13 protein-coding genes are annotated in these 16,987 nt (G+C 68.4%); 3 read left to right on the forward strand and 10 right to left on the reverse strand.

What is annotated here, in order from left to right; all coding sequences use genetic code 11:
* Positions 1-511 precede the first annotated feature (511 nt).
* Together LIG30_RS10435 and LIG30_RS10440 are read right to left on the reverse strand one after the other, a co-directional pair.
* Positions 512-1,144 carry a LysE family translocator gene (locus LIG30_RS10435; RefSeq protein WP_038711887.1) on the reverse strand — a complete coding sequence of 211 codons (633 nt, stop codon included), beginning with the start codon at positions 1,142-1,144 and terminating at the stop codon, positions 512-514.
* A 479-nt stretch (positions 1,145-1,623) separates the two neighbouring features.
* A complete protein-coding gene (locus LIG30_RS10440; protein WP_038711889.1) occupies positions 1,624-2,607 on the reverse strand; it encodes a LysR family transcriptional regulator in 984 nt (327 codons plus the stop codon).
* Between the two features lie 104 nt (positions 2,608-2,711).
* Here LIG30_RS10440 and LIG30_RS10445 point away from each other — a divergent pair, with 104 nt between their 5' ends.
* Positions 2,712-3,947 (forward strand): MFS transporter, encoded by a 1,236-nt coding sequence (locus tag LIG30_RS10445; protein ID WP_038711890.1) that lies wholly within the window; start codon positions 2,712-2,714, stop codon positions 3,945-3,947.
* Positions 3,948-4,087: 140 nt separating this feature from the next.
* On the opposite strand, the gene LIG30_RS10450 is transcribed toward LIG30_RS10445, so the two are convergent.
* The 8 genes from LIG30_RS10450 to cobA form a co-directional block, all read right to left on the reverse strand.
* Positions 4,088-5,152, reverse strand: coding sequence for a 2,3-butanediol dehydrogenase (locus tag LIG30_RS10450; RefSeq protein WP_038711891.1), 1,065 nt, complete (start codon positions 5,150-5,152; stop codon positions 4,088-4,090).
* A gap of 389 nt (positions 5,153-5,541) precedes the next feature.
* Complete coding sequence (locus tag LIG30_RS10455; protein ID WP_038711893.1) at positions 5,542-7,029, reverse strand: trypsin-like peptidase domain-containing protein; 1,488 nt, start codon at positions 7,027-7,029, stop codon at positions 5,542-5,544.
* 241 nt (positions 7,030-7,270) lie between these two features.
* Entirely contained in the window at positions 7,271-7,969 is a 699-nt protein-coding gene (locus LIG30_RS10460) for a fumarylacetoacetate hydrolase family protein (protein WP_038711894.1), read from the reverse strand.
* 128 nt (positions 7,970-8,097) lie between these two features.
* Complete coding sequence (locus LIG30_RS10465) at positions 8,098-9,018, reverse strand: helix-turn-helix transcriptional regulator (RefSeq protein WP_038711896.1); 921 nt, start codon at positions 9,016-9,018, stop codon at positions 8,098-8,100.
* Positions 9,019-9,177: 159 nt separating this feature from the next.
* The gene (locus LIG30_RS10470) at positions 9,178-9,777 is read right to left on the reverse strand and encodes a uracil-DNA glycosylase family protein (RefSeq protein ID WP_038711995.1); all 600 of its coding nucleotides are present in this window, start codon (positions 9,775-9,777) and stop codon (positions 9,178-9,180) included.
* A 61-nt stretch (positions 9,778-9,838) separates the two neighbouring features.
* Positions 9,839-10,885, reverse strand: coding sequence for a CmpA/NrtA family ABC transporter substrate-binding protein (locus tag LIG30_RS10475; RefSeq protein WP_038711898.1), 1,047 nt, complete (start codon positions 10,883-10,885; stop codon positions 9,839-9,841).
* 13 nt (positions 10,886-10,898) lie between these two features.
* A complete protein-coding gene (locus LIG30_RS10480; RefSeq protein WP_038711899.1) occupies positions 10,899-11,495 on the reverse strand; it encodes an ANTAR domain-containing response regulator in 597 nt (198 codons plus the stop codon).
* A gap of 93 nt (positions 11,496-11,588) precedes the next feature.
* Positions 11,589-12,353 (reverse strand): uroporphyrinogen-III C-methyltransferase, encoded by a 765-nt coding sequence (cobA, locus tag LIG30_RS10485; protein WP_038711997.1) that lies wholly within the window; start codon positions 12,351-12,353, stop codon positions 11,589-11,591.
* Positions 12,354-13,077: 724 nt separating this feature from the next.
* On the opposite strand from cobA, the gene LIG30_RS10490 reads away from it, so the two are divergent.
* Both LIG30_RS10490 and nirB read left to right on the forward strand, forming a co-directional pair.
* Positions 13,078-14,400, forward strand: a complete 1,323-nt coding sequence (locus LIG30_RS10490; protein ID WP_038711901.1) for an MFS transporter — start codon at positions 13,078-13,080, stop codon at positions 14,398-14,400.
* A gap of 16 nt (positions 14,401-14,416) precedes the next feature.
* Entirely contained in the window at positions 14,417-16,963 is a 2,547-nt protein-coding gene (nirB, locus tag LIG30_RS10495; RefSeq protein ID WP_038711902.1) for a nitrite reductase large subunit NirB, read from the forward strand.
* Positions 16,964-16,987 lie beyond the last annotated feature (24 nt).

Here is a 16,987-nt window from a genome sequence, read left to right on the forward strand (position 1 = left end):
ATTTCCGGCCGGGAAATCGATGGCCGGGAAATTGGCCGGCCCGCGTGGGCGCACCGCACCCCCAGCACCCAACCCAATGCGCCGCGCCCGGCAAGCCGGATCGGAGCCGGCGCGGCCACGTCTCTCGCGCTGCTCATGCCTCCCGGCACTTGCGCACGTAAAGCAGCCAGCGCGAATACCCCGCAGCAACCGTCCACCCGCCCAGTGCCGCATCGTCCGCGGGCGAGCGCTCCCTCGGACGACGCCGTGACCGCCATTGCGCCCCGGCCACGCGCCAGGCCTCCCTTCCGATCGTTCCCGACCCACGTGAATATGACGACTGCACAAGTCGAGCAGACCACGTCCGTGCCGACAAGATGCCCGCGCAGGACCGCATCGAGCGATTCGATTCGCTCGACGATGTATTCCCGCCCGGATATACGTCACAACAGCTGTCAGCCAATGGCTGCGTCCCGAAGCAAGGTGGTGTGGCCGATCGAGGGTTGTTGAAGTGAACGTTTTCGAATTCGGCTCAACCGAGTCGTTCCAGCAATTCGACTGCGGACATCATGATGCCGCCAGCAGCGATAACGACCAGCAGCGCTCCCGAGATGCGCAGCATGGCGCGGCGAAACACCGGCTTCAGAATCTTGCCGGCGAGCAGATAAGCCAGCGCCAGCGTCGAAAAATCGAGAATGAACCAGATCATTGCCAGTAAGGCAATGCTCGAGTCGGTATCCTCGGTAATGTCGATGAATTGCGGAATAAAAGATGCAAAAAAAATGAATTCTTTCGGGTTTGAAATGGCAATGACGAATCCTTTCAAAATTCCTTCATGTCGGGGCTTATTCGATGTCGATTTGTAATCGCTCGAACAGGACTCTCGAAAGATCCTCCATCCGATATATGCGATATAACAGGCGCCTGCCAGTTTGAGCAGGTTGAATGCGGACTCGTTGATGGCGAGCACTTCTTTCACCAGCATGGCCGAAAGGAGGATCACCATGAGCGACGCCGCGTTCATACCGAAGATCGTTTTCAATGCGTTCGTCGATCCACCGGCCATCCCCGCGCCCGTAACGCGTGCGGCAACCGGGTCAGGGAGCGCAATCGTGATAATGGCCGCCACCACATAAAGCGCGAAAATACTGAAATCGATTTGCATCTCATCCGTTCCTTACACATTGCCAACCGAATTGAACGGACAACGCAACGCTCTCTCCAGCGCTTTCAACGCTGATGTTGTTTCCGGCGATCTGCTTCGCGATGGCGGCCTCGTGCCGTCGAAACAAAGCCGCCATCGGCATACGCCGCTTGCGGTGCGGGACCGATGATTGGCCTGTCGTTTTTCGCTGCGCGGTAATCCGGGTTTGGGCTACGCTTGATTCGATATCTGGCGTGCGGCCGAGAAATTCGTTATGTATCTAAATATACATCGGATGGTGCGGCAGTTCGTATTGTTTGTGTGCAATTAGTGCGGCATTATCCGGAATCCCGCGTGATTGAAAATCATTTCTCGAGCGCGACGCGCGGATCATCGAATTTGGTCGTCGTCGAGTCATTGGATCTCGCCGCCATTGCCCGAATACACTCGATCGGCATCGCTGCAGGGGCGGACGCCGCGCGCTTTCCGACGCGAGGTGGTTACGGGTTGCCCCCTTCGATCAGTGCCGGCACCGCGTCGCGCATCATCGCGACGAATCGAAGCAGTCTCGACGGGTAGAACTGCGCATGCGGGTAGGTCAGGAATACCGGCAGCGGCGCCGCCTGCCAATCCGGTGTGAGGTGGAGCAAGCGTTTGTGCGCGAGATCGTCAGCCAGCAGCCACGCCGAACTGACGCACACCCCCGTGCCGAGCAGCGCCGCGGCGCGCAGCGCGAACAGGCTGTCGGTGCTGACACGCGGGCGGATCGCAATGCGCCGCGTCTCGCCCGTGACCGCATGTGTCAACGACACTTCATTGCGGTAATACGTACGCAAAGCCAGCCAGGGCAATGCTGCGAGATCTTCGGGGGCGTCGGGCACGTCGGTGCCGTCGAGCACCGACGGTGCGGCGACCACGATGCGCGGCACCTTCGACAGGCGGATCGCGACGACCGACGGATCGGCCGGCTCGCCGACCTGGATCGCGCAATCGATGCCGCTGCCGATGAAGTCCCGCACGTCGTCCTGCAGCAGCCATTCCACATTGACCCGAGGGCAGGCTTTCAGGAACGCGGCCAATGGCCCGACAAACCGCTCCTGGCCGAATGCGTGCGGCACAGCCACGCGCAGCAGCCCCTCGGGCTCTTCCTGCGCGCCGCGCATATCGGCTTCGAACGACGCCCAGCTCGCCAGCAGTTCCTTCGCGCGCTTGAAGCACCGCTCGCCGTCGACCGTCAGCCGCATCGTATGCGTGGAGCGCTGCAGCAAGCGCACGCCGAGCGATCGCTCGAGCGCCTGCAGGCGTCGGCTGATCGTCGGCTGCGTGGCGTGCAATTGCGCCGCCGCCGCCGACAAACTGCCCGACTCGACTATGCGTACGAATGTTTCCATCAGCTGGAACCGATGGCCGGCGCCGTCCATTGGCGCGGCGGAGGATTGGGAAAGCCCGCGAGGGACGGGCGTGGCAGGGCGTTTTACGGTCATGCGTCCAGCGTATAACAAATGTACATCCAGCGGTACTACCGTCGACCGCCGTGGTGCCCCACACTCGCGTCCATTCCTTCCGATCTGAAACCAGGACGTACACCATGTCTACGCCACAGAATCTCGAAGCAGCGGCGGCCGCGACGCTCGGCAAGACCGCCCCGCATGTCGCCGCGCCGATCCTCAGCCGCCGGCTGGTGCTGCTGCTCGCCGCCGGGGCTGGCCTGGGCGTCGCGCCGCTTTACTACAGCCAGCCCATGCTCGGCGTGCTCGGGCCGGACATCGGCGTATCGGCGCGGACGGTCGGATTCGTGCCGACCTTGACGCAGCTCGGCTACGCGCTCGGCATCCTGCTGCTTGCCCCGCTGGGCGACCGCTTCGACCGGCGCCGCGTGATCCTGGTCAAGGCCGCGGCACTCGTGGGCGCATTGTTGCTGGCCGCCGTCGCGCCGTCGATCGGCCCGCTGCTTGCCGCAAGCCTCGCGATCGGCATGGCCGCGACGATGGCGCAGGACATCGTGCCGGCGGCGGCCACGCTCGCGCCCGACGCGCATCGCGGCAAGGCCGTGGGAACCGTGATGACCGGGCTGCTGATGGGGATCCTGCTGTCGCGGGTGGTCAGCGGTTTCGTCGCCGAGAATGTCGGCTGGCGTGCGATGTTCGTCATCGCCGCCGCGAGCGTCGCGGCGATCGGCGTCGCCGCGTCGCGCGGGCTGCCGAGCTTCCAGCCGACCACTCGCCTGCCGTACCGCTCGCTGATCGGTTCGCTCGGCACGCTCTGGAGGCAGTACCCCGCGCTGCGGCGCGCGGCGCTCGCGCAAGGGCTGCTGTCGGTCGGTTTCAGTGCGTTCTGGTCGACGCTCGCGGTCATGCTGCACGCCGCGCCGTTCCATCTCGGCAGTGCCGCGGCGGGCGCGTTCGGCCTGGCCGGCGCGGCCGGCGCACTGGCCGCGCCGATCGCGGGGCGCCTCGCGGATCGCCGCGGGCCCGAGTGGGTCGCGCGGCTCGGGATCGGTGTCGCCGCGCTGTCGTTCGCGGCGATGGCCCTGGGCCTGCTCATGTCGCCGCATGCGCAACTGGGCCTCCTCGCCGTGAGCACGGTCGGTTTCGATCTCGGCGTGCAGGCGACGCTGATTGCTCACCAGACCATCGTCTACGGCATCGACCCGGCGTCGCGCAGCCGCCTCAATGCCGTGTTGTTCGTCGGCATGTTCATCGGGATGGCGGCTGGCGCCGCGCTCGGCAGCGCGCTGCTCGCGCAATGGGGCTGGATCGCGGTGATTGCGCTGGCCGTGTCGACGTCGCTCACGGCGCTGGCGGTACGGCTGCGCCGCAAGTGACGCGCGAGCCGAGCCCGTGCGCCGTGCGGATGGGCGAGCGGCAGACGCGCGCCCATCCGTTCGCGCAAAGCGGCAACCGCGCCGCGTGCTGCGTTGAACGACGGCCCCGGCGGCGCTGACCGGCCGGGGCTGGCGCGACGTCACCCGACCGACGGCTGGACGATGATTTTCACATTGCGGTCCTTGTTGTTGACGAGCTCGTCGAAGCCCTTCGACACGATGTCGGCGAGCGGGATGCGCCCGGTGATCAGCGGCGCGACATCGATGCGGCCGTCGGCGATGAAGCGGATCACGTCGGCAAACTCGCCGTTGTAGGCCAGCGATCCGATCACTTCCTTCTCGGTCGACACGATATCGAAGAAGTTGAATTCGGTCGGCTTCTCGAATATGCCGACCATCACGGATTTCCCGGCCTTGCGGATTACGTCGATCGCGAGCTTCGCGGTCGACGTGTTGCCGATGCACTCGAACGAGACATCCGCGCCGTAGCCGCCGGTCAGTGCCTTGACCTGCGCGACCGCGTCGGCTTCCTTGGGGTCGATCACGAGGCTGGCGCCGACTTCCAGCGCCTTCTGCTTGCGGGCCGACGACATCTCCAGCGCGATCACCCGCCCGGCGCCGGCGGCCCTGGCGCACATGATCGTGCACAGGCCGATGGTGCCGGCGCCGACCACCACGACGGTCTGACCGACGATGCTGCCGGCTTTCTTCACCGCATGGAGCCCGACCGCGAGCGGCTCGATCAGCGCGCCCGCCTCGGTCGGGAAATCGTCCGGCAGCTTGTAGAGCAGTTCGGCCGGAACGTTCACGTACTCGGCGAATGCGCCGTTGTTCATCAGCCCCGTGAACGCGAGGCGCTCGCAGATGTTGTACAGGCCATGCGTGCAGTAATAGCACTGGCCGCAGTGCTGGCATGCGTCGGCGGTTACCCGTTCGCCGACCTCGAAGCCCGTCACGCCTGCGCCGAGCTCCGCGATTTCCCCGCTGAATTCGTGACCGAGAATGCAGTGTCCCTTCAGGCCCGTCAGCGGGTGTGGCTGGTCGACCGGGATGAAGACCGGGCCTGCGACATACTCATGCAGATCCGAGCCGCAGATGCCGCACCAATGCACGCGGATCTTCACCCACCCCGCGGCAGGTTTGTCCGGGACAGGCACTTCCTCGATGCGGATGTCGTGGCGGCCGCGCCAGACCGCGGCTTTCATGCTGGGCCGATACGTCGATGCCAAATCGTTCACGTTGTTGTCTCCGTCAGTCAGAATCGTTGTCGAACGTCGAAGACGACGCGGATCCCGCCCGGGCGGGCGTCGCATCGCCTTTCGCGTCCGCGATGCTTATGCAGGAACGATGCCCGGGCGATCGGGGGGCGCACCTCGCGCGACGATGCTGCGATGCAGGAGCGGGAAGTGCCGCGTGTGCGGGAGATGTCACACCGAATCGCCGGCGCGATTGCTGCGGCGCGGCGCGGGCGTGCGGGTGAGACGATGAGACGTCCGTCTCGCGGGCGTGAGACGCGCGGCGCCGACGAGCGCCGCGGTCGCGGGCCGTTTCCGGAGGGCAACGGGCGGCGCCGGCCGGACGCCGGCGCGGCCGCTCATCGGAGCGTGACTGAAACGAACTTGCGCGCGTTGTTGCGCTGGATCAGCACGGCGATCACTTTCCCGGCTTTCGCTTCCAGGGCGGGCACCTGATCCGGCGTCTCGATGAGCGTGTCGTTGAGTTCCAGCACGACGTCGCCCGGCTGGATGCCTGCGCTTGCCGCAGGTCCATGCACCTCGTCCACCATCATGCCGACCGCGAGGCCGGTCGTGCGGCGTTCGTCGTCCGTCAGCGGGTGCATCGTCAGGCCGAGGCGATCGCCAGCGCTGCCGCCGGCGGCGGCAGGTTCCGGGCCGGCGCTCTCTCCGAACGCACCGGCTCCGACGGTAACGGGCAGCGTCATCGGCCGCCGGTTGCGGACGATCCTGAGCGACGTTCGGGTTCCCGGCGGCAGCGCCGCGGCGTCCTCGGCCAGCTCGGCCGAGCTGCCGATCGCCTTGTTGCCGATCTTCACGATCACGTCGCCCGGCTTGAGGCCGATGGCGGCGGCGGGCGTGCCGGGTTCGACGGAATTGACGAGCGCGCCCGCCGGCCGCGGCAGGCCGAACGCGGCGGCCAGGCCTGGGCCGACGTCCTGCACCTCGAGGCCGAAGCCGCCCGCCGACGCCTTGCGCTGGGCTTGCGCTTGCGCGCGCACCTTGGCCGCCAGGTTGATCGGAATGGCAAACGTCAGGCTCGGGTAGCGGTCCGCGCCCGAATAGATCTCGACGGCGATGCCGACCACCTCGCCGGCACGGTTGAACAGCGGGCCGCCCGAATTGTCCGGGTTGGAGGCGACGTCGGTTTGAAAGAACGGAAAGCTGCTGCCGTCCGGCAGCGTGCGGGACATGGCGCTGATGATGCCCGTGGTGACGGTATTCCCGTAGCTGTCCGGCGAGCCGATCGTCAACACCTGCTCGCCGACCCGCACGTGCGACGAATCGCCGAGCTTGACGGTCGGCAGCTTCGTCGCGTCGATCTGAAGCAGCGCGACGTCGCTTTGCGCGTCGACCGCGATGACGCTGGCCTTGAACTCGCGTCGGTCGGTCAGGCGGACGGTCAGCTCGGTCGCCTGATCCACGACATGGGCGGTCGTCACGATCAGCCCGTCCGCACTGACGATGAATCCGGAGCCGGTGCCCGAGATCGCGCGCGGCGCATTCTCCTTGGCGACGGGCTGGTGCGGCGCGCCGCGCTTGAAGAACGCGTAGAACGGATCGTCGGGATCGAGCGCATCGGGCGCCGGGGCGGATGCCGATGCCGATGGCTGCGGCTCTGGCGTCGCCGGGCTGATGTTCACGACGGCGGGGCCGTATCGCTCGACGATGGTCGGAAAATCGACCGCCGGCGCAGCCAGTCTGGCCTGGGCGCCGCGCTTGTCCTTCGCCGGCGGCGCTGCGATGCTGGCTGCGATTGCCGTTGGCGGCGGCCACGGAGCGCCGGCAAGCACGACCGAAATCGCCGTGGCGCGAAGCAGGGAGCGGACGAGCGTCTGGCGAAGCACAGTGCACCTCCAGGACGGTTGTGATGCAGGGGGCCGGCGCGCGAGGCCAACAAGCACGGGTGCTGGAAATTATTGCATAGCGATGGCGACTTTGGCCGGTGCGGCAGGCCGTGATGACGGAAGGGGTTGCCCTGATTGCGGCGCGCGCGGCGCGATGCGCGCCGTCATCGTGCCGCGCTCGCGTGCGATCGACGCGTATGGCCCGGGCGGCCGCGACGGCGCCCGGCTGCGCGTCATGCCGTCAAGGCTTCGCGCCGATCACGAATTCGAATGTCGCGATGCCATCGACGCCGCCCGTCACGTGGTCGCCCGGCTGCAGCGCGCCCACGCCGGCCGGCGTGCCGGTGAAGATCAGGTCGCCGGCTTGCAGTTCCACCGCCTGCGACACGTAGCTGACGATGTCCGGCACGGCCCAGATCATGTCGGCGAGATCGCCTTGCTGGCGCACGTCGCCGTTGACCGCGAGCCAGATGCGGCCGCGCGCCGGGTGGCCGGTGGCGGCCGCGGGCCGCAGCGGCGTGACCGGCCCGGACGCGTCGAATCCCTTCGCCCAGTCCCACGGCCGGCCGAGCTTTTTCGCCTGGGCCTGCAGATCGCGGCGGGTCAGGTCGACGCCGACGCCATAGCCCCACACGCGGGACAGCGCGTCGGCCGGTTCGATCGATCGCCCGCCCCGGCCGATCGCGATCACGAGTTCGATCTCGTGATGCAGATCCGCAGTCAGCGGCGGATACGGAATGGTTCCGCGCGCCGGTACGACTGCATCGGCCGGCTTGGAGAAGAAGAACGGCGGCTCGCGATCGGGATCGGCGCCCATCTCGCGCGCATGCTCGGCGTAATTGCGGCCCACGCAGAACACGCGCCGCACCGGAAAGCGCGCGGACGATTGCTCGATTTCGACGGAAGGACGCTCGGGAGCGTCGATGACGTATTCGGACATCGGAAAGCCTCGATTCGGAACAGGGACGGGAGCCGGCGCCCGCCGCGGGCGGCGCGCCGGCATGTCGTTCACGATAACCGAAGCGTGCCGCCGCACATGCGACGCAACTGCGGTTTTCCGGGACAAAACTACGCGTCGTCGTCCCGCCGCGCGGCATTGGCGTCGCGATACGCCTTTGGCGGCATCCCGACGCGCGCGCGAAAGCGCCGCGCGAAGTAGCCTTCGTCGCGGAAGCCGACCGAGCGCGCGATCTCGGCGATGCGCCGGTTCGTGTGCGCGAGCAGCGACTGTGCGAGCGCGATCCGGCGTTCGGTGACGAGATCGGTGAAGGTGCTGCCGGTTTCCTTGCGGATCAGGTGCGCGAGATAGTTCGGCGACAGGAACGCCGCTTCGGCGGTGCCGGCGAGCGTCAGGTCTTCGCGGGTCAGATTGGCGCGCACGTGGCGCAATACGCGCGCGAGCGCGTCGCGCCGTCCCGCGCGTTGCGCGCCGCGCTGCGCGAGCTTGTCGAGCGCGCCCGCGTACTGCGTGCAGACGAGGCCGATCAGTTGCAGCAGATAGCCGCGCAGCAGTGTCGTCGAGCCGAACGTGCGGGTCCGGTCGGCGTCGAGCATGCACAGCGCGAGCCGGCGCGCCTCGTCGAAGCTGTCGCCCGTCAGGATGAAATCCAGATGCTCCTGGAAGCGGAACGGCGTCAGTTCGGGGAAGCGGTGCGCGGGCACGTCCTCGAGATCGAGCGGGTCGACGTCGAGATCGGCGCGCAGGAACGCCTGGCTGAAATTGATCACGATGAAGTGCGCGCCGGGCGGATGCGGAATCAGATGCTCGCGATGCGGCAGGATGAACGCCAGCGCACCGCGCGGAAACGGCCGCGTGACGCCGCCGATCCGCTGCTCGGTGTCGCCGCCGAGATTGAACTGGATCTGGAAGTACGCGTGCCGGTGCGGCTCGGTGATCGCTTGCCGCGACGCCTGATCGCGGATGTAGAAATCGAGCCGGTCGCTGCGTTCGGGCATCCCGTACAGGCGCGGCGGGGCTAAGGAGGGCATGGCAGGTTCAGTCAGCACTGTGTGACGCGAATGGACCCGAGATGGTACAGCGAATGCGGATGCCGGGCGTGCGTCGCCGTCGCGTTGCGGCCGGCGATGCGCCGCCGGCCGGTGCCGCTTGCGCTGCCGCACCGAACCGAACCGTACCGCGCCGCAGGGTCACGGCGCAAGGCAGCGCGCGACTCGCCGCCGCAGTTCGGGCAGCACGTCGGCCTCGAACCACGGGTGGTGCTTGAACCATGCCTGATTGCGCGGCGACGGATGCGGCAGCGGCAGCAGCGCCGGGCCGTATTCCCGCCATGCGTGGACGGTCTCGGTCAGCGACGCCTTGCGCGCGTCCCGAAGAAAATAACGCTGCGCGTACTGGCCGATCAGCAGCGTGAGGCGGATCGCCGGCAATTCCGCGAGCAGGCGGTCATGCCAGCGCCGCGCGCATTCGGGCCGCGGCGGGTTGTCGCCGCTCGCGCCGCGCCCCGGATAGCAGAATCCCATCGGCACGATCGCGAAGCGCGACGCGTCGTAGAACGTGTCCGCATCGACACCGAGCCATTCGCGCAGCCGCTTGCCGCTCGCGTCGTCCCACGGGATGCCGCTCGCATGCACGCGCGCGCCGGGCGCCTGCCCGACGATCAGGATGCGCGCATCGCGGTGCGCGCGCAGCACCGGGCGCGGGCCGAGCGGCAGGTCGGCCTCGCAGGCGCGGCACGCACGGATCTCGGCGAGCAGCGTGTCGAGCGATGAGGATTCTCGAGTCGGCATCGGATGTGTCGGAGTCGGCCGCGGCGCCGAAACGCCGCCACGGAAGGCCGGCGCCGGCGCGTCATTCGGGATGCGCGACGCCGGCGTCGGCGACGGCCGCATCATACAACGCGGTGTGCGCGATGGCGGCGGCGATGGCGGCATCGTCGCGCGCGCCGTCGAGCATCCCCCAGCGCCGGTACTGCGACAGGAACCACAGGCCGTCCGCCGCGGTCGGCCGGTTGACCGTGCCGTGTTCATGGAACTTCACCGGCAGCGGCGCCTGCGCGAACGGCCCTGCACCGTAATCGCCGACGAGGCGAGGGGCGATCAGCGTCGCGGGCACGCCGATCGCGTCGGGCGCGGCCAGCCATTCGGCGGCTTGCCGGCGGTGCGCGGCGCTGTCGAGCCACGCGCAGGCGTCGACCAGCGTGCGGATCAGTGCGCGCGCCGTGTTCGGGTACAGCGCGGCGAAATCGCGCCGGCACGCGAGGGCTTTTTCCGGATGGTCGGGCCAGACTTCGCTCGTCGCGGCGACGGTGCGCCCCGCATGCCGTGCCTCGGCGAGCGCATGCCACGGCTCGCCCGCGCAGAAGCCGTCGAGTTCGCCGTCGGCCAGCGCCGCGACCATCTCGGGCGGCGGGATCACGACGCTGCGGATCTCGCGCAGCGGATCGACGCCGTGCGACGCGAGCCAGTGGTACAGCCACATCGCGTGCGTGCCGGTCGGAAACGTCTGCGCGAACACCGGCTTGCGGCCCAGCGACGCAAGCGCCTCCTTCACGCTGCCACACGCGTGGTACGCGGCGGCAAGCCGCTCGGAAAACGTGATTGCCTGCCCGTTGCGGTTGAGCACCATCAGCACCGCCATGTCGGCCTGCGGGCCGCCGATGCCGAGCTGCACGCCGCAGACGAGGCCGTACAGCGCGTGCGCGGCGTCCAGTTCGCCCGACAGCAGCTTGTCGCGCACGGCGGCCCACGACGGCTGGCGGCTCAGTTCGAGCGTGAGGCCGTGGCGCGCGCCGAGCCCGAGGCGTTGCGCGACGATCAGCGGGGCGGCGTCGCTGAGCGCGACGAAACCGAGGCGGAGATGCGCGCGTTCGGGCGCGGCAGGAGTGGGCGTGGTCATAGCGGTCAAACCATTACGGTTGCGTGGACGTGGCGAGCACCTGGCGCGCCGCGTCGACGATGCGGATGCCCTGATCCATCGCGCGCTTGCGCAGCGCGGCGTAGGCATCGTGTTCGGAAAGCTTGCGGCGGTCCATCAGCAGGCGCTTCGCGCGGTCGATGAGCTTGCGGTCGGCCAGCTCGCGCTCGACGTCGGCGAGCCGCTGGCGCAGCAGCTCGTCGTGCGAGAAGCGGGCGAGCGCGACTTCGAGGATCGGCGCGAGCCGCTCGGCGGACAGGCCTTCGACGAGATACGCGCTGACGCCCGCGCCGACCGCCGCGCGGATCAGCGCCTGATCGGCGTCGTGACTGAACATCAGCACCGGCCGCGGCGCGGTCGCGTTCATCACCGCGAGCTGCTCGAGCGTGTCGCGCGATGGCGATTCGGTGTCGATGATCACCACGTCGGGCCGCTGCTGCTCGACGACCGCAGGCAGGCGCGCGGGCGTCGCCACTTCATTCAACATGTCGTAGCCGAGGCGCGCGAGCGCGTCGCGCAGGTCGCCGATCGGCTTGTCGGTATCGGTGACGAGCAGCACGCGCAGCCGGGAATGAGGGTCGGGCTTACTCATGATGCGAACGGAACAGGCGAGCGTGCGGCGGCGCGCGACGCGCCGCCAGTTTCACTATAGGCATGCGGCTCGCGCCGCGCAGCGTGCCGCATCTCAGGCCGCCCGCGACAACAGCGGCGCCGCGCAGGCGGCGGGCGCGGCCAGTCCGGCCGCTTCGCCGATCGCCCGGCCAACCAGGATCACGGCCGGGCTGCCGAGGCCCGCCTGCTCGACGCCGCTCGCCAGCTCGCCGAGCGTGCCGCTCCAGCGGCGCTCGGCCGGCGTGCCGGCCCATTGCACCGCGGCGGCCGGCGTCGACGCGGGCAGCGCGGCGGCGAGGCCCGCCGCGATCCGCTCGATCCGGCTCATCCCCATATAGATCGCAAGCGTGGTGCCGGTGGCGGCGAGGCGCGCCCAGTCGGGCTCGCCATGATCCTGCAGGTGTGCGGTGACGAACGTCACGCCCTGGCAATGGTCGCGATGCGTCAGCGATACGCCGAGGCTCGCGGCCGCCGCGAAGCCGGACGAAATGCCGTTGACGATCTCGACCGGAATCGCCGCGTCGCGCAGCGTCTTCAGTTCCTCGCCTGCGCGGCCGAACAGCAGCGCCTCGCCGCCTTTTACGCGCACGACGTGCGCGCCGCGCAGCGCGCAGCGGCGCATCAGCCGCTCGATGAACGCCTGCGGCGTCGAGCGGCAGCCGCCGCGCTTGCCGACGCGGACGACGCGCGCCTGCGGCGCGAGCGTGACGATCTCCGGATTGACCAGGTCGTCGAGCAGCAGGATGTCGGCCGCCGCGAGCGCCTTCACGGCCTTGACCGTGAGCAGGTCCAGATCGCCGGGGCCGGCGCCGAGCAGGGTGACTTTACCTGTCGTCATGATGTTTTCCAGTGCCACGCGTGTGTGGCGGTCAATACGGCGGACGGGACGTTTCGACGGCATCCCGTCCGCGTTCGCGAAAACGACAACGGCGTCCGCCCGTGACAATGCACGGAGGGACGCCGTTGTCCTGAAGCGTCCGTCCGCGGTGGCGGGCAGGCGCGCATTGCGGGTGCTGCATCACCGGCGCCGTTGCCGGTGTTTCGCCATCACATCAGCAATATCCAGGCCAGCTTTCGGGGACACGTTGCCCGCCTTGCCGCGAGCGGCGACGCGTATCCCGCGCGGCGGCTGTCACGCCGTCACGATGATGCGGCGCACATCTATATAGGGTGGCGGCGCCGCGCACACCGCAACGGCGCCGCCCATGACGGGCACGCTTCGCGCAATCGCCCGCCGTTCACCATCGATGTGCACCGTGCTGTCGCACGCACGCAGTGCTGCGTCGCACCACACTTGTGCCTTGCTGCATCAAGACGCGTCGCGCCGCCGCCGCGAAACGCCGCCGCGCGAACCCGCGATCGGGCCGCAAGCCCTTGTGCGGCGGGAAATCGCCGGACATGGCACGGCGCTTGCGTTATCTCGCTCGAGCCCATCAATGGCGATTGGCTCGCAGTACGGAATACTGAGCGGCCCGGCAACGGGCTTCCTGGGCAACGGCGTCCTTCGTGCCCGGTCATGCGACCGGGTCCGCAGGACGCCGTTTTTGTTTGGTGGATACGAGATGTTCGACAGAGCTACCCGCATCGATCTTTTGAGTCTGCGCACGGCACCGATGCGCGCATTCCATCTGACCTGGATGGCGTTCTTCGTGTGCTTTTTCGCGTGGTTCGCCTGCGCGCCGCTGATGCCGCTGATTGCGCGCGAATTTCATCTGAACGCCGCGCAAGTGGCGAACATCAACATCGCAGCGGTCGCCGCGACGATCGTCGTGCGGCTGGTCGTCGGCCCGATGTGCGACCGCTTCGGCCCGCGCCGCGTGTATGCGGGCCTGCTCGCGATCGGCGCGATTCCCGTGCTCGCGGTGTCGTTCAGCCACGACTATCTGTCGTTCCTGATCTGCCGGCTCGGCATCGGCGCGGTGGGCGCGAGCTTCGTGATCACGCAGTACCACACGTCGGTGATGTTCGCACCGAACGTCGTCGGCACGGCGAATGCGACGACGGCCGGCTGGGGCAACGCGGGCGCCGGCGCGACGCAGGCGCTGATGCCGCTCCTCGTCACGGCCGCGCTGATGCTCGGCGTCGGCGAGGCGTCCGCGTGGCGCGTGGCGCTCGTCGTGCCGGGCATCGCGATGCTGGTCATGGCGTGGGTCTACTGGCACTTCACGCAGGATTGCCCGCAAGGCGACTTCGCCGAGCTGCGCGCACGCGGCGTGACCGTCGACAGCGGAAAGAAGGGCGGCTGGGCGAGCTTCGCTGCCGCATGCGCGAACTATCGCGTGTGGATGCTGTTCGTCACGTACGGCGCCTGTTTCGGCGTCGAGGTGTTCATCCACAACGTCGCCGCGCTCTACTACGTGAATCACTTCAACCTGTCGCTGAAGGACGCCGGCCTCGCCGCCGGAACCTTCGGGCTGCTCGCGCTGTTCGCGCGCGGGCTCGGCGGCTGGCTGTCGGACAAGGTCAGCGCGCGCCGCGGCCTCGACGTGCGCGCATCGCTGTTGTGCGCGCTGATCGTCGGCGAAGGGCTCGGCCTGATCTGGTTCTCGCACGCGGCCAGCGTCGGCATCGCGCTCGTCGCGATGCTGACCTTCGGCCTGTTCACCCACATGGCATGCGGCGCGACCTATGCGCTCGTGCCGTTCATCGACCGCAAGGCGCTCGGCGGCGTGGCGGGCATCGTCGGCGCGGGCGGTAACGTCGGCGCGCTCGCCGCGGGCTTCCTGATGAAGGGCGTCGGCGACGTGCAGCACACGCTGAGCCTGCTCGGGCTCGCAGTCACCGCGTCGGCGCTCTGCGCGATGGCGGTGCGCTTCACCGATGAACACAAGGCACGCGAGGCGGCGCTGCGCGAGCGCGCGCTGGCGGGCGGCATTGCAAACTGATCGAGAGGAATCCATCATGAAAATCATCGTCGTCGGTCATGGCATGGTCGGCCACAAGCTGCTGGAGTGCCTCGCGGCGGACGCCGCCGGCGCGCTCCAGGTCACGGTGCTCGGCGAGGAGCCGCGTCCCGCATACGACCGCGTGCATCTGTCGGAATTCTTCTCGGGCAAGTCGGCGGACGACCTGTCGCTCGTGGAGCCGGGCTTCTTCGCGCGCAACGGCCACATCGACCTGCGCCTGAACGCGCAGGTGGCGGCGATCGACCGCGCCGCGCATACGGTCACGCTGTCGACGGGCGAGACGCTGCCGTACGACAAGCTCGTGCTCGCGACCGGCTCGCGGCCGTTCGTGCCGCCCGTGCCCGGCCACGACCGGCGCGACTGCTTCGTCTATCGCACCATCGCGGATCTCGAGGCCATGCAGGCCTGCGGCGCGAGCGCGAAGCGCGGCGTGGTGGTGGGCGGCGGCCTGCTCGGTCTCGAATGCGCGAAGGCGCTGCGCGACATGGGGCTCGACACGCATGTCGTCGAATTCGCGCCGCGCCTGATGGCGGTGCAGGTCGACGACGGCGGCGGCCGGATGCTGCGCGCGAAGATCGAGGCGCTCGGCGTGCAGGTGCATACCGGCAAGAACACGCTCGAGATCGTCGACGGCGATGAAGGCACGCACCGGATGCAGTTCGCGGACGGCACGCATCTCGATGCCGACATGATCGTGTTCTCGGCCGGGATTCGTGCCCGCGACGACCTCGCGCGCGCCTGCGGCCTCGAGACCGGCCCGCGCGGCGGCGTCGCGATCGACGACGGCTGCCGCACGAGCGACGCGGACATCTACGCGATCGGCGAATGCGCGGCGTGGAACGGCCAGGTGTTCGGGCTCGTCGCGCCGGGCTACGACATGGCGCGCGTCGTCGCGAAGCAGCTGACGGGCGAGGCCGCGGCGTTCGCGGGCGCCGACATGAGCACGAAGCTCAAGCTGATGGGTGTCGACGTCGCGAGCATCGGCGACGCGCACGGCGCCACGCCCGGCAGCCGCACCTACCAGTACGCGGACGAGCGCAAGCAGGTCTACAAGAAGATCGTCGTGTCCGACTGCGGCAAGTTCCTGCACGGCGCGGTGATGGTCGGCGACGCCGCGGAATTCGGCACGCTGCTGCAGATGATGCTCAACCGGATCGAGCTGCCCGATGCGCCGGAGTTCCTGATCCTGCCGTCGTCGGACGGCGCGGCGAAGCCGTCGGTCGGTGTCGAGGCGCTGCCGGCGGCCGCGCAGATCTGCTCGTGCAACAACGTGTCGAAGGCGCAGATCTGCGCCGCGGTCGACGGCGGCGCGACCAGCATCGGCGCGCTCAAGACCTGCACGGGCGCGGGCACGTCGTGCGGCGGCTGCGTGCCGCTCGTCACGCAGATCATGAAGGCGGAGATGAAGAAGCAGGGCCTCGCGGTCAACAACCATCTCTGCGAGCACTTCCCGTTTTCGCGGCAGGAGCTGTTCCACATGATCCGCGTCGAGCGCATCCGCACCTTCGACGCGCTGCTGGCGAAGCACGGCCACGGCCTCGGCTGCGACATCTGCAAGCCGGCCGTCGCGGGCATCCTCGCGTCGTGCTGGAACGAATTCGTGCTGAAGAAGGAGCACGCGAGCCTGCAGGACTCGAACGACTACTACCTCGCGAACATCCAGCGCGACGGCACTTATTCGGTGGTGCCGCGCATGGCCGGCGGCGAAGTGACGCCGGAAGGGCTGATCGCGGTCGGCCAGGTCGCGAAGAAATACGGCCTCTACACGAAGATCACGGGCGGCCAGCGTGTCGACCTGTTCGGCGCGCGCGTCGAGCAGCTGCCGCTGATCTGGGAGGAGCTGATCGCCGCCGGCTTCGAATCGGGTCATGCGTACGGCAAGTCGGTGCGCACCGTGAAGTCGTGCGTGGGCTCGACGTGGTGCCGCTACGGCGTCGACGATTCGGTCGGCCTCGCGATCGAGATCGAGAACCGCTACAAGGGCTTGCGCGCGCCGCACAAGCTGAAGTTCGGCGTGTCCGGCTGCACGCGCGAATGCGCGGAAGCGCAGGGCAAGGATATCGGCATCATCGCGACCGAGAAGGGCTGGAACCTGTATGTGTGCGGCAACGGCGGGATGAAGCCGCGTCACGCGGAGCTGCTGGCCGCCGACCTCGATCGCGACACGCTGATCCGCTACGTCGACCGCTTCCTGATGTTCTACATCCGCACCGCCGACCGGCTGCAGCGCACCAGCGTGTGGCGCGACAACCTCGAAGGCGGGCTCGACTACCTGATCGACGTGGTCGTGCACGACAAGCTCGGCCTTGCCGCGGAACTCGAGGCCGACATGCAGCACGTCGTCGACACGTACGAATGCGAATGGAAGAAGGCCGTCACCGATCCCGAGACGCGCAAGCGCTTCCGCCATTTCGTCAACAGCGACGCGCCGGACGCGAACATCGCCTTTGTCGAGACGCGCGGCCAGATCCGCCCGGCGACGCCCGACGAGCGGGCCGCCGGCAAGCGTATCGAGATCCCGGTCGTCGTCGAAACCGTGTAACGCCAGATTTCGTCAGCAAGGAGA

The organism is Burkholderia sp. lig30 (assembly GCF_000687455.2).
Taxonomy (GTDB): Bacteria; Pseudomonadota; Gammaproteobacteria; order Burkholderiales; family Burkholderiaceae; genus Burkholderia.

Coding starts and splice junctions, on each gene's coding strand:
- LIG30_RS10435 (WP_038711887.1), bottom strand. CDS start 1,144: ATGCAAATCGATTTCAGTATTTTCGCGCTTTATGTGGTGGCGGCCATT.
- LIG30_RS10440 (WP_038711889.1), bottom strand. CDS start 2,607: ATGACCGTAAAACGCCCTGCCACGCCCGTCCCTCGCGGGCTTTCCCAA.
- LIG30_RS10445 (WP_038711890.1), top strand. CDS start 2,712: ATGTCTACGCCACAGAATCTCGAAGCAGCGGCGGCCGCGACGCTCGGC.
- LIG30_RS10450 (WP_038711891.1), bottom strand. CDS start 5,152: ATGAAAGCCGCGGTCTGGCGCGGCCGCCACGACATCCGCATCGAGGAA.
- LIG30_RS10460 (WP_038711894.1), bottom strand. CDS start 7,969: ATGTCCGAATACGTCATCGACGCTCCCGAGCGTCCTTCCGTCGAAATC.
- LIG30_RS10465 (WP_038711896.1), bottom strand. CDS start 9,018: ATGCCCTCCTTAGCCCCGCCGCGCCTGTACGGGATGCCCGAACGCAGC.
- LIG30_RS10470 (WP_038711995.1), bottom strand. CDS start 9,777: ATGCCGACTCGAGAATCCTCATCGCTCGACACGCTGCTCGCCGAGATC.
- LIG30_RS10475 (WP_038711898.1), bottom strand. CDS start 10,885: ATGACCACGCCCACTCCTGCCGCGCCCGAACGCGCGCATCTCCGCCTC.
- LIG30_RS10480 (WP_038711899.1), bottom strand. CDS start 11,495: ATGAGTAAGCCCGACCCTCATTCCCGGCTGCGCGTGCTGCTCGTCACC.
- cobA (WP_038711997.1), bottom strand. CDS start 12,353: ATGACGACAGGTAAAGTCACCCTGCTCGGCGCCGGCCCCGGCGATCTG.
- LIG30_RS10490 (WP_038711901.1), top strand. CDS start 13,078: ATGTTCGACAGAGCTACCCGCATCGATCTTTTGAGTCTGCGCACGGCA.
- nirB (WP_038711902.1), top strand. CDS start 14,417: ATGAAAATCATCGTCGTCGGTCATGGCATGGTCGGCCACAAGCTGCTG.